This window comes from Coriobacteriaceae bacterium (assembly GCA_025757745.1).
In the GTDB taxonomy this organism is placed as follows: domain Bacteria; phylum Actinomycetota; class Coriobacteriia; order Coriobacteriales; family Coriobacteriaceae; genus Collinsella.
Window position 1 is genome coordinate 1,052,146 of record CP107217.1, and the last position, 15,743, is coordinate 1,067,888.

Sequence of the window (15,743 nt, forward strand, 5' to 3'; positions counted from 1 at the left end):
ATACCGCCACGTTTGGGAGCGGATGGGCTCCGGTGGGCCCCGCGGTCCTCAAAACCGTTGCGAGGCGTGCAAAACGTCTTGGATGTGTTCGATTCACATACGTTCCCGCCAACGCATTTCGTCAAAACCACCACAAAGGTGCCTGTCCCCTTTGTGGTGGTTTCGAAACGTGCGAGAAACAGCTTCGAAACACGCAACTTGCACGTCAGGCGCTCAAAAACGCATCTACCTGCATCGTAATCAAAATGAAACATCCGCCCGCGATCTTATCCGTAACTTTGCCGCAACAGTGCGATATTATCCATACACGATAAAGCTCGCGGCGCATGGGGTGCCGCGACCGACACTTTTCGTTTCCCATCATTGGAGGAAGCATGAGCTACACGCAGAAAGTTCTCGACGAGCTCAAGGCCCGTTATCCCGAGCAGCCTGAGTTCATCCAGGCCGCGACCGAGATCCTCGGCACTATCCAGCCGGCGCTCGACGCCCACCCCGAGTACGAGGAGGCCGCCCTGCTTGAGCGCCTCGTCGAGCCCGAGCGCATCGTTATGTTCCGTGTTCCCTGGGTCGACGACCAGGGCAAGGTCCAGGTCAACCGCGGTTACCGCGTCGAGTTCAACTCTGCCATTGGACCCTACAAGGGCGGCCTGCGCTTTAACCCGACGGTCACCCTGGGTATGCTCAAGTTCCTGGGCCTGGAGCAGATCCTCAAGAACAGCCTGACCACCCTTCCCATGGGCGGCGGCAAGGGCGGTTCCGACTTTGACCCCAAGGGCAAGTCTAACAACGAGATCATGCACTTCTGCCAGTCCTTCATGACCGAGCTCTATCGCCACATTGGCCCCAACACCGACGTTCCCGCCGGCGACCTGGGCGTTGGCGGCCGCGAGGTTGCCTACATGTTCGGTCAGTACAAGCGCCTGACCAACGAGTGGACCGGCGTCCTCACCGGCAAGGGCCTCTCCTTTGGAGGCTCGCTCGCCCGTACCGAGGCCACCGGCTACGGCCTGGTCTACTTTGTGGACGAGTACCTCAAGAGCCGTGGCGACTCCTTCGAGGGCAAGAACGTTGTGGTTCACGGTTCCGGCAACGTCGCCATCTACGCTGTCCAGAAGGTCTCCCAGCTCGGCGGCAAGGTGCTGGCCTGCTCCGACACCCACGGCTGGGTCGAGGATCCCGACGGCATCGACTACACCGTGCTCGAGCATGTCTACAACAAGAAGCGCTCCGGCCACGACAAGGGCGTCACGCTCGCCATGTACGTCGACGAGAAGCCCAACGCCGTGTGGCACGAGGGCGACGGCCGCGGCGTGTGGCAGCTGCCCTGCGATATCGCGTTGCCCTGCGCTCGCGAGAACACGCTGCTGCTCGAGGACGCCCAGGCGCTCGTCGCCAACGGCTGCAAGGTGGTCGGCGAGGGCGCAAACATGCCCACGACCATCGAGGCCACGAACTACTTCCAGGAGAACGGCGTCGCCTTTATGCCCGGCAAGGCTGCCAACGCCGGCGGCGTGCTCGTGTCCGGCCTGGAGATGAGCCAGAACGCCGAGCACCTGTCCTGGACCTTTGAGGAGGTCGACGGCAAGCTCGAGCAGCTCATGCGCGGCATGTTCCACAATGTGGACGACACCGCCAAGGAGTATGGCCAGGAGGGCAACTTTGTCATGGGCGCCAACATCGCCGGCTTCCTGAAGGTCGCCGACGCCATGCTCGCCCAAGGCGTCTGCTAAATCCAGCTTGACATAGCTCCGTACAGCGCCAGCTGATGCGCTAAGGCTCCCGGCAATTCCTGCCGGGAGCCTTTTTCTATGGTGGCGAGGGTCGTGCGCCCTCGTTTGGTACACTTAGGGGTACTGGACAAGTAAAGAGATGGGGGAGAACGTGCTCAAGTTCGGTACCTACGTCCGTGTTGGAAACGCGGCCGAAGCCTATGAGCTCTTGCAGAAGAACCGCAACAACAAGATTGTGGGCGGCGGTATCTGGATGCGCCTGGGTTCGCGTCGTGTGGCGACGGCGATTGACCTTTCGGCCTGCGGACTCGATCAGATCGAGGAGACCGAGACCGAGTTTCGCATCGGTGCCATGTGCACCCTGCGCCAGCTCGAGCGCCATGCCGAGCTCAACGCGCTCGTCAACAATGTCTTTGAGTTTGCCGTCCACGACATCGTGGGTGTGCAGCTGCGCAATACCGCCACGGTGGGCGGCAGCATCTACGGCCGCTTTGGTTTCTCGGACGTGCTCTCGGCCTTTTTGGCGCTCGATTCGTACGTTGAGCTGACGGGTGCCGGACGTGTGCCGCTCGCCGAGTTTGTGAACATGGGCTACGTGCGCGACGTGATCGAGCATGTTGTGGTCGTTAAGCATGATTACCGTGCAAGTTACGAGGCCGTGCGCAAGGCCGCGACCGACTTTCCCTCGCTCAATGTCACCGCCGCCTGGTGGGATAACAGTTGGCATGTCACCGTGGGCGCCCGCCCGCTGCGCGCGACCCTGCTGCAGGGCGAGGCATGCGGCCTGGTGAACGAGCAGCCTTCCGAGGACGAGCTGCGCGCCCTGGCCGCGTCCGTACGCGCGCTGAGCTACGGCACCAACCTGTGGGGCTCGGCCGACTACCGCCGCCGCATCTCGGCGCCGCTGGCGATCCAGGCCGTGTGCCGCGCCGCCGGCATCGAGCTTTCGGCTGCGCTTGCCCGCGAGCTCGAGGGCGTGCAGATTCCTAAGTTTGCCACGGACGAGTATTCCTGCCGCCGCGTGCCCGGCGTCGATTCTAGCGAGGTGCGCTAATGGCTGCCAAACTCATCGATCTTTCCTTTACGCTCAACGGCCGCAAGGTCAAGGTTCAGATTGCCCCCGATACCATGCTCTTTTCGCTGCTGCGTGAGCAGGGCTGCGCGTCGGTGCGCTGCGCCTGCGAGACCACCAACTGCGGTCTGTGCACGGTGTGGCTCGACGGCGACCCGGTGCTGAGCTGCTCGGTTCCCGCCGCGCGCGTTGAGGGCCGCTCCATCACCACGCTCGAGGGTCTCAAGGCCGAGTCCGAGGCGCTTGCCCGCGCCATGGCCGCCGAAGGCGCTGAGCAGTGCGGTTTTTGCGCCCCCGGCCTCATCATGAACGTGCTGTCGCTTGCCCGCGCCGCCAAGGAGGACCCGAGCCTCGTTGCCACGCGCGAGGAGCTCTCGCGCCAGCTTGCCGGCAATCTCTGCCGTTGCAGCGGCTACGAGAGCCAGCTGCGCGCCATCGTGCGCTTCCTTAACGAGTCTGGCGTACAGGTGGGCTTTGAGATGCCCGAGCTGCCGGTCAACGACACCAGCTGCGACGGCGTCACCTACAAGCAGATCACCCACAAGCAGCCCAAGAAGGACTCTAGGGCCCTGCTCGAGGGCCGTCCCGTCTACACGGGCGATATGGTGCCCGCCGGCGCGCTCATCGTTAAGCTCAAGCGCAGCCCGTATGCCCGCGCCAAGATCCGCTCCATCGACACGTCGCGTGCCCTGAAGGTGCCCGGCGTGGTGGGCGTCTACACCTACGAGGACGTGCCCAAGCGCCGCTTTACCATTGCCGGTCAGAGCTATCCGCAGCCGAGTCCCTACGACCGCCTGATCCTCGAGAACCTCGTCCGTTACCAAAACGAGGAGGTGGCGATTGTCGCCGCCGAGACCGAGGAGGCCGCCGACAAGGCGCTCAAGCTCATCAAGGTCGACTACGAGGTGCTCGAGCCCCTACTCGACTTTACCCAGGCGCTCGATAACGACATCGTGGTTCACCCCGAGGGCGACGTGACCTTTATGTTCCCGCAGGGCGGCGATGTGCCCCGCAACCTGGTGTGCAGCGGTACCAGCGACTTTGGCGACCTGGACGAGGCATTCGCCCAGAGCGACATCGTCTTTGAGCGCACTTACACCAGCCAGGCCACGCAGACCGCGCCCATGGAGACCTTCCGCGCCTTTGCGACGACCGACGCGTTCGGGCGCATCTCGGTGACCACCTCTACGCAGGTGCCCTTCCACGTGCGCCGCATGGTCGCGCAGTCGCTCGACATTCCGCAGTCGCAGGTGCAAGTTATTAAACCGCGCATCGGCGGCGGCTTTGGCTCCAAGCAGACGGGCTGCTGCGAGATCTTCGTGGCGTTTGTGACGCAGCAGACCGGCCGTCCGAGCTACTGCTGCTACACCCGCGAGGAGACCATCACCGCGGGCAACTCGCGTCACCAGATGCAGATGACCGTTAAGCTGGGCGCCATGAACGACGGCACCATCACGGCCATCGATCTGCACACGCTTTCCAACGCCGGCGCGTACGGCGAGCACGCCACCACGACGATCGGGCTTTCGGGCCACAAGAGCCTGCCGATTTACAACCATGTGAAGGCGAGCCGCTTTAGCTGGGACGCCGTCTACACCAATACCAACCGCGGCGGCGCGTATCGTGGCTACGGTGCCACCCAGGGCCAGTTTGCCGTGGAGAGCGCCGTCAACGAGCTCGCCGACATGCTGCACATGGACCCCGCCGACCTGCGCCTTAAGAACATTGTGCGCGAGGGCGAGGTCATGCCGCAGTACTACAACGAGAAGCTCAACGCCTGCGCGCTCGACCGCTGCCTGCTGCGCGCGATGGACATGATCGGCTGGCGCGACAAGCCGCTGGCCGTGGACCTGGGCGATCGCGTGCGCGCCCTGGGCTGCGCGCTCACCATGCAGGGCTCGGGCATCTCCAACGTGGATATCGCCGGCATCGACATGCGCCTGGAAGAGGATGGTTTCATTACCATCGGCACCGGCGCCACCGATAACGGCATGGGCGTCGACACGATTCTGGCGCAGATTGCCGCCGAGGAGCTGGGCGTGGAGAGCTCGCTCATTGTGGTGCGCGGCGTGGACACCGATGTGTCGCCGTTCGACGCCGGCTCGTACGCGAGCTCGGGTACGTACGTGACGGGCCTGGCCGCCAAGAACGCCGCGACCGAGCTGCGCGAGAAGATTTGCGCCAAGGCAGCCCAGATGTGGGATGTGGACGCCGCCGACGTGGTTTTTGATGGCCAGTACGTGCGACTGTCCGACGAGCGCGCCGCGCGCGAGCAGAACCGCTACCTCACGCTGCGCGACTTTGCCAACCTGTGCGTCAAGAACATCGCGGGCGGCGACGCGCTCACCTCGCATGCCTCTGCCTGCCTGCCCGTTTCGCCTCCGCCGTTTATGGCCGGCATTGCCGAGGTCGAGGTCGACAAGGCCACCGGTAAGGTGACTGTTGTGGACTACGTGGCGGCTGTGGACTGCGGCACCGTGATCAACGAGGCGCTCGCACGCGTCCAGGCCGAGGGCGGCATTGCCCAGGGTATCGGCCACGCGCTCTACGAGATTGTCGAGCATGATGATCGCGGCCGCCTGCGCACCGGCAACTTTATGAGCTACAAGCTGCCCACGCGCCTGGATATCGGCAGCATTCGCGTGGCCTTTGAGCCGAGCTACGAGCCGACGGGCCCGTTTGGCGCCAAGTCGATCGGCGAGGTCGTCATCAACACGCCGCTCGCCGCCGTTGCCTCGGCCGTGGCGCACGCCACCGGTCACCAGGTTCGCTCGCTGCCCATCACGCCGGAGAAAGCGCTGCTGGGGGAGTAGCGGGTCAGCGAACAAGTCGTAATGGGCGGGGCGGGGCAACTCGCCCCGCCTTTTGCACTCGTGGTGAGGTCGTGAGCCTGTAAAACGTGTGCGTGCGCTTGCCGCTCGTATCTGCTATCATTCCTAATCTGTGCGCTCATGCGGGCGTGGCGGAATTGGTAGACGCGCCAGATTTAGGTTCTGGTGGGATTCCCGTGAAGGTTCGAGTCCTTTCGCCCGCACCAACGCACCCGCGTCGGCTTATGCCCTCGCGACGCTTGTTGCATAAAGGTACCAGCACCTCAGATAAGCTGGGCAGTATGAGGAGGAACGTGTTGAACATCACCGCTTCTGACGTCAAGGACGCCAAGCTCACCGCTACGGTCACCATCCCGGCCGCCGACGTCGACGCCGCGATCAAGAAGGCCTACAAGGACACCGCCAAGAAGTACCGCTTCCCGGGCTTCCGCGCCGGTAAGGCTCCCCGTCCGGTCATCGACTCTGCTCTTGGCGCCGAGGCTACCCTCGCTCAGGCCACCAACGACCTGATCGCCGCCAACGAGCCCGCCGTCCTCAACGAGCTGGACATCGTCCCCACCAAGAGCGGTGACTACAAGGAGCTCGACCTCGCCAAGGATCACGAGGACTACACCTACACCGTCGAGTTCTCCCTGCGTCCTGCCGCCGAGCTCTCCTCCTTCGACGCCGTCGAGATCGAGATGCCTCCCGCAGAGGTCACCGAGTCTGAGATCAACAACCAGGTCGAGATGCTCCTCAACTACCGTGCCACCTTCGAGGACGTCGAGGGTCGCGCCGTCGAGGCCGAGGACTACGTCACCGTCGACCTCAAGGCCGTCGAGAACGCCGACAACTTTGCCGCCGAGGGCCGCATGCTCATCGCCGGTAGCGACAGCAACCCCAAGGAGTTCAACGAGGCCCTGATCGGCGCTAACGTTGACGACGTCAAGACCGTTACCTGGACCGACGAGGTCGAGGAGGGCGAGGAGGCCGAGGCCCATACCGTCGAGGTCGCCGTCAAGGGCATCAAGGTCCGCAACACCCCCGAGCTCACCGACGAGCTCGTCAAGTCCGATTTTGGTTTCGATAGCATCGACGCCATGCGCGACGCCATCAAGATCGAGATCGAGCAGGACAAGGCTTCCCGCCTCCCGGCCGAGAAGGAGAACCGTTGCGTCTCCGCTCTCGCCGAGCGCCTGCAGCTCGACGAGATGGACGCCGACTACGAGCAGTCCGTCTTTGAGGAGCTTGGCCAGAACTTCCTGTCCAACCTCGCTGCCCGTGGCATGACGCTGGACACCTGGCTGCCCGCTTCCGGCCTGACCATGGAGCAGTTCATCGGCGACCTGCACAAGCAGGCCAACGACGTCGCCCGCGAGTCCCTGGCTCTCGACGCCCTCGCCCGCGAGCTCAAGATCGAGGTCACCGAGGACGACATCAACGCCGAGTTCGAGAAGGCCGGCGTCAAGGACGTCGAGGCTTCCAAGGCCGAGTTCATCGCCGATGGCCGCATGCCTGCCGTCCGCGAGTCCATCCGTCGCTCCAAGGCCGTCGACCACCTGGTCGAGAACGCCAAGGTGACCGAGGTCGACGAGACCGCCAAGGACGCCGAGTAATTCTCGCCACATTGCCCACGAGCGCATGCGTGTGCCCGTGATGGGGTAAAGTTATACACCGGTTATCCGGTTGCTTCGTACGGTGCCAGCCAATGCATAGCATGCGGGCACCGTACGTTTATCTAGAACCAATTTGGTCCGCAAGAGAGAAATGGAGATGCGTATGATCGCTAAGTTCGATTCCGCCCTCGTGCCATACGTTATCGAGCAGACACCGCGCGGCGAGCGCAGCTACGATATCTATTCGCGCCTGCTCAACGACCGCATCATCTTCTTGGGCGAGGAGATCAACTCCGTCAGCGCCAACCTGGTTGTTGCCCAGCTGCTGCATCTTGAGAGCCAGGATGCCGAGAAGGATATCTCGCTCTACATTAATTCGCCCGGTGGCGAGGTCTACTCCGGTCTGGCGATTCTTGACACCATGAACTTTATCAAGCCGCAGGTCTCTACCATCTGCGTCGGTATGGCCGCGTCTATGGCCGCCGTGCTGCTTTCGGCCGGCGCCAAGGGCAAGCGCTTCTGCCTGCCGCACTCCAAGGTCATGATTCACCAGCCCAGCGGCGGTGCTCAGGGTCAGCAGACCGAGATTGAGATCGTGGCCGAGGAGATCAAGAAGACCCGCCGCGAGCTCAACCAGATTCTGTCCGACGCCTCGGGCCAGCCTATCGAGAAGGTCCAGGCCGATACCGAGCGCGACAACTACCTGACCGCTGCCGAGGCCCTCGATTACGGCCTGATCGACCGTATCGTCACCTCGCGCGATCTCGCCGCGAAGGACGCCTAGGATGGCCGGTAACATGCAGGACAACTTTGACGAGAACGGCAACCCCATCCGCTGCTCCTTCTGCGGAAAAGAGCAGGGGCAGGTTCGCCGCCTTGTTAAGGGTCCGACCAACATCTTTATCTGCGATGAGTGCGTCGCCGCCTGCTCCGAGATCCTTGAGGAGTCGCTGGCTTCGGACTTTATGGACGCTGCCCGCAACGGCAAGCTGCCGGGCTTCCTCAACGATCACGGCCAGCCTGCGTCCCAGCCTGCCATGGATCCCGAGGCCGAGGGCTTTGAGCTCGAGGACGACGCCCGCCAGGTCATTACGCACGTGCCGACGCCGCACGAGATCTATGACGAGCTTTCGGCCTATGTCATGGGCCAGGAGGACGCCAAGCGCGCCATGTCGGTTGCCGTGTACAACCATTACCGCCGCGTGATCGAGGGCGGTGCCGCGCTTTCGGCCTTTGACGACGGTTTGGACTCGCAGCTTGACGATGATATGGACGAGGTGGAGCTCGCTAAGTCCAACATTTTGCTGCTCGGTCCCACCGGTACCGGTAAGACCCTGCTCGCCCAGACGCTCGCGCGCATCCTCGAGGTGCCGTTTGCCATCGCCGACGCCACCGCGCTCACCGAGGCCGGTTACGTGGGCGAGGATGTGGAGAACATCCTGCTCAAGCTCATCAACGCCGCCGATGGCGATATTGAGCGCGCACAGGTTGGCATCATCTACGTGGACGAGATTGACAAGATCGCCCGCAAGGCCGAGAACCTCTCCATCACCCGCGACGTTTCGGGCGAGGGCGTTCAGCAAGCGCTGCTTAAGATCCTTGAGGGCACGGTGGCAAGCGTTCCGCCCACCGGCGGCCGCAAGCATCCCCAGCAGGAGCTGCTGCAGATTGACACGACCAACATCCTGTTTATCTGCGGCGGTGCCTTTGTCGGTCTGGACAAGATTATCGCCGATCGCGTGGGCAACAAGGGCGTGGGCTTTAACTCCGAGATCGCCGGTCCCACCTCGGTCGACGAGAACGACCTGCTGCGCCAGGTGCTCCCGCAGGACCTCAACGCCTTTGGCATGATCCCCGAGTTTGTGGGACGTACGCCCGTCGTCACCCAGACGCAGGCGCTCGACGAGGACGACCTGGTGTCGATCCTGACCGAGCCCAAGAACGCCGTGGTGCGTCAGTACCGCAAGATGTTCCAGCTCGAGGACGTTGAGCTTGAGTTTGAGGACGCTGCCCTGCACGAGATCGCCCGCATGGCGCTCGCCCGCAAGACCGGCGCCCGCGGCCTGCGCTCTATCTGCGAGGACGTGCTGCAGCAGACGATGTTCGACCTGCCCAGTGAGGAGGGCGTCACCAAGGTCATCGTGACCGAAGCCTCCGTAAAGGGCGAAGAACAACCCCAACGCATCTACGGCTAAACCAGCCTAAAACGTGTTTGCAAATAGCCTCTGACCACCCGTGGTCGGAGGCTATTTTATATATGCGCAATAACCCCAACTACCTGTGCTATTCTGTGTGTTTGTTTAAGCCTCGGCGAAGTCATATCAGACTGAAGTAATCGATACCTAAGGGGAGGAATGTAGGCCCGATTTTCGTAGATTCCGCACGAGCCGAAGACCACTTAATGTGGTCTTCGAGCGAGCCTAGGACTTGACCGAGCGAAAATCGGGCCTACATTCCTCCCCGACGGGCAAGGGAGAGATATATGGAAGAGATGCCCAAGAACTACGAACCGTCGACCAACGAGCCGGCGATCCTGCAGAAGTGGCTCGACGGCGGCTACTACAAGCGCCGCGAGGGCGTGGGCGACTGCACCGTCACCATTCCGCCTCCCAATGTGACCGGCAAGCTCCACATGGGTCACGCCACCGATGACTCCATCCAGGATGCCATCGTCCGTATGGCCCGCATGCGCGGCAAGTCCACGCGCTGGGTGCTGGGCACCGACCACGCCGGTATCGCCACGCAGACCAAGGTCGACAAGAAGCTCAAGAGCGAGGGCATCAGCCGCCTGGAGATTGGCCGCGACAAGTTTGTCGACGCCTGCTGGGACTGGACCCACGAGTACGGCGGCATCATCGTCGAGCAGATCAAGCGCATGGGCTGCTCCGTCGACTTCGACAACGAGCGCTTCACCATGGACGAGGACTATGTCCAGGCCGTGCGCAAGGTCTTCTGCGACTGGTACCACGACGGCCTGATCTATCGCGGCAAGCGCATCGTCAACTGGTGCCCCAACTGCACCACCGCCATCTCGGACGACGAGGCCGAGTACAAGGACGAGAAGGGCCGCCTGTGGCACCTGCGCTACCCGTTGACCGAGCCGGTCAACGGCCAGGACTACATCGTCGTCGCCACCACGCGCCCCGAGACCATGCTCGGCGACACGGGCGTTGCCGTTTCCCCGAAGGATCCCGAGAAGGCCGCCTTTGTGGGCAAGACCGTCAAGCTCCCCATCGTCGACCGTGAGATTCCCATCTTTGAGGATTGGCATGTCGACGCCAACTTTGGCTCCGGCTTCGTTAAGGTCACCCCGGCACACGACCCCAACGACTACGCCATGGGTCAGGCCCATGACCTGCCGCAGATCAACATCTTCGACGAGCATGCGGTGGTCGTCGAGGGCTACGGTGAGTTTACCGGCATGAACCGCGACGAGTGCCGCGAGGCCGTCGTCAAGTGGTTCGACGAGCACGGTCTGCTCGACCACGTCGAAGAGCTCGACCACTCCGTCATGCACTGCTACCGTTGCGATTCCGCCCTGGAGCCGTGGCTGTCCGAGCAGTGGTTTGTGGCCGTCGACAAGCTCAAGGGGCCGGCGCTCGACGCCGTTAACTCCGGCAAGGTCACCTTCCACCCCGCGCGCTGGACGCAGACCTACACCACCTGGATGGAGAACCTCAAGGACTGGTGCATCAGCCGCCAGCTGTGGTGGGGCCACCGCATTCCCGTGTTCTACTGCGAGGACTGTGGCTGGGAGGACGCCCTGACCGAGGACACCGACGTGTGCCCCAAGTGCGGCGGCCATCACGTGCACCAGGACGAGAACGTGCTGGACACCTGGTTCAGCTCGCAGCTGTGGACCTTTGCCACGCAGGGCTGGCCGCAAAAGCCGGAGCTGCTCGAGGGCCATCACCCCACGACGGCGCTCGTCACCGCACGAGACATCATTGCGCTGTGGGTCGCCCGCATGGTCATGAGTTCGCTGTACTTCCTGGACGAGGTGCCGTTTAAGGACGTCGTCATCTACCCGACGATTCTGGCCAAGGACGGCAGCCGCATGTCTAAGTCCAAGGGCAACGGCGTTGACCCCATGGACCTCATCGGTATGTACGGCGCCGACGCCATGCGCTTCAACCTGCTGACGCTGTGCACCAACAACCAGGACGTCAAGTTCGACGCAAACATCGACAAGAAGACCAAGAAGCTCATCGACAGCCCGCGTACCGACCAAGCCAAGAGCTTTGTGACCAAGATCTGGAACGCCAGCCGCTTCCTGCTCATGAACATGGAGGGCTACACGCCCGGCGAGCCCGTTGTGGAGACGCCGGCCGACGCCTGGATGTTCAGCCGCCTGGCCAAGGCCGTGAAGATGGTTACCGAGGGCATCGAGAACTACACCTTTGGCGACATGGCCCGCGGCGTGCAGCAGTTCTTCTGGAACGAGGTCTGCGACTGGTACGTCGAGGTTACCAAGGCCCGCCTGAAGGGCGAGGGCCGTCTGCAGGCTCAGCGCAACCTGATTTTTGTGCTCGACACCTCCATTCGCCTGATGCACCCGCTTATGCCGTTTGTCACCGAGGAGATTTGGGACAACATGCCGGCGAGCGTGCTCGACCTGGACGCCGAGGGCAACGTGAACCGCGCCGAGGCGCTCATGATCGCCAAGTGGCCCGAGCCCGCCGACTACGCCAAGTACGTCGACGAGCCCGCCGAGCGCGCGTTTGAGCTGTGCCGTGCCGTCGTGTCTGCCGCCCGTGCCACCCGTTCGCGTTATCGCTTAAGCCCCAAGGCGGAGCTCGACGTTGTCGTGCGCGCCGGCGCCGAGGATATCGAGAAGCTCGAGAGCCTGCGCTCCACGATTGAGCCGCTGGCGAACACCGCTTCGCTGGTTATGGGTACCGACGTTGAGAAGCCGGCTGCGAGCATTGCCGTGGTCGACAGCGGCGTCGAGGTCTTTGTGGTGCTCGAGGGCAAGGTTGACCTTTCGGCCGAGAAGGCGCGCTTGGAGAAAGAGATTGCCGCGGCCCAGAAGGAGCTTGCCGGCTGCGAGAAGACGCTCGCCAACGAGGGCTTTGTGGCCAAGGCCGCGCCCGCGGTGGTCCAGAAGAAGAGGGACCGTGCAGCTGAGCTCAGGGAGATCCTGGCGGCTTTGACTGCTCAGGTTGCTGACTTCTCGTAAGGTTTACTCGGGGGCGCGTCCCGATGCTTTGCTCTCCGCTGCGGACAGTCCTGCGCAAGACGGACAGCACATTAAGTGCTGTCCTTTGCGTGCGGAACTTGCGGCGAGCAAAGCATCGGGCCGCTCCTAGTTCGTTTACGTGGTTGTTTGCATCTGGCGTGTTAGGGCCACTGGGTTGTGGCCTTGATCTTGCTGCAATCGGGTAAAGGCTGATATTGTCAACGTGAGGGGCTCATTCATTTTGGTGGGCCTCTTTTTCTGTTATGGGGGACTTTGGGTTATGGCTAAGCGTTCGGGGTCGTATGTCGTTCCTTTCTCGTTTGAGTTGCTTTCGTTTGGTGAGGCTGTGGGGCTTGCTGCCGATACGGGACGGATTTCTGGGGATGCTGGGCCTCTGCTTGAGACGGTTGTCGATATGCTCGATGAGCTGGGACGTCCGGACGAGTATTTCGATTGCATTCAGGTTGCCGGCACCAATGGCAAGACTTCGACTACGCGTTTTTCGGCTGCCATCCTTCGTGGTGAGGGGCTAAAGACCGCGCTGTATACATCGCCGCAGCTTGTGCGCTATCCCGAGCGCATGGAGGTCGATGGGCGCGTTGTGAGCGATGAGGCGTTTGCCCGTGGCGTTTCTGCCGCCGTCGAGGCGGGGCATCGCGTGAATGCTCGTCGTGTGGCGGCGGGGGAGCGCGCGTACACCATTACGCCGTTTGACCTGCTGACGGCTGCCGCACTGGTGGTGTTTGCCGAGGCCGCAGTAGATGTTGCTGTGCTCGAGGTTGGCATGGGCGGCCGTTGGGACGCGACGAGTGCGACCGATCCCGTCGCCGTTGCCATCACCGGCATCGGGCTCGACCACACGCGCATTTTGGGCGATACGCTCGAGGCCATTGCGGGGGAGAAGGCTGCGGTTATTAAGCCTGGGCGCCTGGTTGTTTTGGGCGAGGGTACGCATGAGGCGAGCGTTCAGCGTGTGATGGATGCGCGTTGTCGCGAGTGCGGCGTTGTGCCGCTCGTGGTGAGCCATGCCACGACTAAGGTGCCGGCGCATGTTGGCGACACGGTTGAGTTTAGCTGTACCACGCCGCGCGCGATCTATACGTCGAGCATGGTCAAGCCGGCCTACCAGCCGCAGAATGCCGCATGCGCGATTATGCTCTGCGAGGGTTATCTGGGTCGCGAGCTCGATCATGACAAGCTCGATGCGTCGCTTATGGGCTGCCCCACGCCGGGTCGCTTTGATGTGTTGGGAACTGATCCGCTCAAGCTGATCGACGCCTGCCACAACCCCCAGAGCTGCGAGAACTTTGTGAGCGCGCTGGACGAGATCGATCCGTGCGTGGGGAACCGCCCCACGCTGCTGTGTGCCGCGCTGGCCGATAAGGACGTGGCGGGTATCGTTGACGTGCTGATTCCGGCCTTCCCGCGCGTGATTGTGACCCAGACCGATTCCGACCGTGCACTGCCGGCGGAGGAGCTTGCTGCCCTTGTGGACGCTGACAAGCTTGCGGGCGTGTACCCCAGCGTGTCCGAGGCCCTCGCAGCCCTTGATGCCGCGGGCGAGCCCTTCGTAGCTGCCGGCACCATCACCCTAGCCGGCGAAGTAGCCGGCCTCTTGCGCTAACCCATCCCCTCAGCAGTTGCGGTGAAATACGGACTGTTTTACAAGCCAGAAGCCTCAAACAGTCCGTATATCACCGCAACTCAAAAGCAGTCAATTTGGGACGGGGTTTTGGCTGCCCTGTGCCCCGAGTTGACTCGCTTGCCACGAAATGGGCCTATCTACTACGTTTAATCGACTGCCCTCGACCACTCCGAGACTTGCGAGATTAAAACCGCAGGTAGATGTCTTGCCGATTTTCAAAAAAGACCCGCATGGTCGACCCATGCGGGTTAAACGTAGTAAATAGGCCGTTTTTGTGGCGGCATTAATGTAATGCGGCAAAGGGACTGGCCCTTTGCCGCATTGCCTAGTCTAGGTGGACTGGGTCGTGGGGGTAGGCGTTGAGAATCTCGACGCCGGACTCGGTAACCAGGGCTAGGTCCTCGATGCGGACGCCGGTGCGGTCGGGGAGGTAGATGCCCGGCTCGATGGAGAACGTCATGCCCGGCTCTATGACCTGTTCGTTGACGAGCGAAACGTCGCCCGGCTCGTGGTCCTGCAGGCCGATCGAGTGTCCCAGGCGGTGCGAAAAGTACTTGCCGTAGCCAGCTTGCTCAATCACGTCGCGCGCGGCGCGGTCCAGGTCGCACATGCGCACGCCCGGTGCGATAAGCGCCTCGGCGGCCTCGTTGGCGCGGCGCACGATGTCGTAGATGCGCGCCGTCTCCTCGTCCGGCTCGCCCCAAAAGAATGTGCGCGTCATATCCGAGCAGTAGTTGCGGCGGCGTCCACCAATATCGAACAGCACCACGTCGCCGCGCTTGAGAACGGTGTCGTCGGGCTCGTGGTGCGGATCGCCGGCGTTGGCGCCAAAGCTTACGATCGGCGGAAAGCTAAAGCCCTCGCAGTCGTGCTTGCGATACAGGCCGAGCATCTGGTCGGCGATCTCGCGCTCCGTCACGCCCTCGTGGACAAGCTTGATTGCGTCGGCCATCACGGCGTCGTTAGCGGCTGAGGACACGCGCATGAGCTCCTGCTCGGCTTCGTCCTTGTGGGTGCGCGCAGCGGTGACGGCAAAGTCGCCCAGGAAAAACTTGCTGGCGGCATGGCGTTCCATGAGCGGCATCAAAAAGCCGGAGCGCATGACAGTGTCGATGCCGAGCGGTTTGGTCGGATCGACCTCGCGAGCGATGGCATCGGCCACGACGTCGGTATCGGTGTGGTAGGCCACGCGGGCATTGTCGTACTCGGGCAGCTGATGCAGTGCGTTGACCAAGATCACGGGCTCGGCATCGCGTGCGAGCAGCACACCGCAAAAACGCTCGAACATATCGGCGTAAAAGCCGGTTAGGTAATAAATCGACCACGGGTCGTTCACGAGCAGCTGCGCGCCGGGGTGCTGAGCCTCGAGCGCATCGAGCACGCGCGCCACACGCTGGTCATCGACATGTGCCATACATCGTCCTTTCGCTAGGTTGCCACCATGGTATCCCCAATGCCAGGGTAGTCAATTTGGGACGGGGCTTTTTTAGCTGCGTCAAACATGCGGGCTGATAGGTAAAAGTAGTCAATATGGTCCCGTCCCAAATGGGCTGCTTTTAAAACTATGGCGGATTACGGGGCTGGACCTGTATTACTTGACAATGGGAAAAATCGCAAAATTAAAACCGCAGGTAGAGGGCTTATCAAAAATCGAAAATTGCCGGTATGGATGGGGGTCTCCGAATCAGCCC

General features: G+C 62.4%; 9 protein-coding genes and 2 tRNA genes. 10 read left to right on the forward strand and 1 reads right to left on the reverse strand.

Going from position 1 to position 15,743, the window contains the following annotated elements:
* The first annotated feature begins 14 nt into the window (after positions 1–14).
* The 10 genes from OGM60_04455 to OGM60_04500 all read left to right on the forward strand — a co-directional run bounded on the left by OGM60_04455 (position 15) and on the right by OGM60_04500 (position 14,031).
* Positions 15–111 (forward strand) — tRNA-Sec (locus tag OGM60_04455).
* A 263-nt stretch (positions 112–374) separates the two neighbouring features.
* Positions 375–1,730 carry an NADP-specific glutamate dehydrogenase gene (gdhA, locus tag OGM60_04460; protein UYJ00045.1) on the forward strand — a complete coding sequence of 452 codons (1,356 nt, stop codon included), beginning with the start codon at positions 375–377 and terminating at the stop codon, positions 1,728–1,730.
* Positions 1,731–1,881: 151 nt separating this feature from the next.
* Positions 1,882–2,784, forward strand: coding sequence for an FAD binding domain-containing protein (locus tag OGM60_04465; protein ID UYJ00046.1), 903 nt, complete (start codon positions 1,882–1,884; stop codon positions 2,782–2,784).
* On the forward strand, positions 2,784–5,615 hold the full coding sequence (locus OGM60_04470; protein ID UYJ00047.1) for a molybdopterin-dependent oxidoreductase: 2,832 nt from the start codon (positions 2,784–2,786) through the stop codon (positions 5,613–5,615). Before OGM60_04465 ends, OGM60_04470 begins: the two co-directional genes overlap by 1 nt.
* A 140-nt stretch (positions 5,616–5,755) precedes the next feature.
* Positions 5,756–5,839, forward strand: a tRNA-Leu gene (locus tag OGM60_04475).
* Positions 5,840–5,926: 87 nt separating this feature from the next.
* Positions 5,927–7,228, forward strand: coding sequence for a trigger factor (gene tig, locus OGM60_04480; protein UYJ00048.1), 1,302 nt, complete (start codon positions 5,927–5,929; stop codon positions 7,226–7,228).
* Between the two features lie 163 nt (positions 7,229–7,391).
* On the forward strand, positions 7,392–8,012 hold the full coding sequence (locus OGM60_04485; protein ID UYJ00049.1) for an ATP-dependent Clp protease proteolytic subunit: 621 nt from the start codon (positions 7,392–7,394) through the stop codon (positions 8,010–8,012).
* A 1-nt stretch (position 8,013) separates the two neighbouring features.
* On the forward strand, positions 8,014–9,423 hold the full coding sequence (gene clpX / locus OGM60_04490) for an ATP-dependent Clp protease ATP-binding subunit ClpX (GenBank protein ID UYJ00050.1): 1,410 nt from the start codon (positions 8,014–8,016) through the stop codon (positions 9,421–9,423).
* Positions 9,424–9,710: 287 nt separating this feature from the next.
* Entirely contained in the window at positions 9,711–12,407 is a 2,697-nt protein-coding gene (locus OGM60_04495) for a valine--tRNA ligase (GenBank protein ID UYJ00051.1), read from the forward strand.
* Between the two features lie 280 nt (positions 12,408–12,687).
* Positions 12,688–14,031, forward strand: a complete 1,344-nt coding sequence (locus OGM60_04500) for a Mur ligase family protein (GenBank protein ID UYJ00052.1) — start codon at positions 12,688–12,690, stop codon at positions 14,029–14,031.
* Between the two features lie 346 nt (positions 14,032–14,377).
* On the opposite strand, the gene OGM60_04505 is transcribed toward OGM60_04500, so the two are convergent.
* The gene (locus tag OGM60_04505; protein ID UYJ00053.1) at positions 14,378–15,466 is read right to left on the reverse strand and encodes an aminopeptidase P family protein; all 1,089 of its coding nucleotides are present in this window, start codon (positions 15,464–15,466) and stop codon (positions 14,378–14,380) included.
* Between the last annotated feature and the right edge of the window lie 277 nt (positions 15,467–15,743).

Excerpts from the sequence above, each read along its gene's own strand:
- OGM60_04495 (UYJ00051.1), top strand. The coding sequence starts at position 9,711 with ATGGAAGAGATGCCCAAGAACTACGAACCGTCGACCAACGAGCCGGCG.
- clpX (UYJ00050.1), top strand. The coding sequence starts at position 8,014 with ATGGCCGGTAACATGCAGGACAACTTTGACGAGAACGGCAACCCCATC.
- OGM60_04470 (UYJ00047.1), top strand. The coding sequence starts at position 2,784 with ATGGCTGCCAAACTCATCGATCTTTCCTTTACGCTCAACGGCCGCAAG.
- OGM60_04500 (UYJ00052.1), top strand. The coding sequence starts at position 12,688 with ATGGCTAAGCGTTCGGGGTCGTATGTCGTTCCTTTCTCGTTTGAGTTG.
- OGM60_04485 (UYJ00049.1), top strand. The coding sequence starts at position 7,392 with ATGATCGCTAAGTTCGATTCCGCCCTCGTGCCATACGTTATCGAGCAG.
- OGM60_04505 (UYJ00053.1), bottom strand. The coding sequence starts at position 15,466 with ATGGCACATGTCGATGACCAGCGTGTGGCGCGCGTGCTCGATGCGCTC.
- gdhA (UYJ00045.1), top strand. The coding sequence starts at position 375 with ATGAGCTACACGCAGAAAGTTCTCGACGAGCTCAAGGCCCGTTATCCC.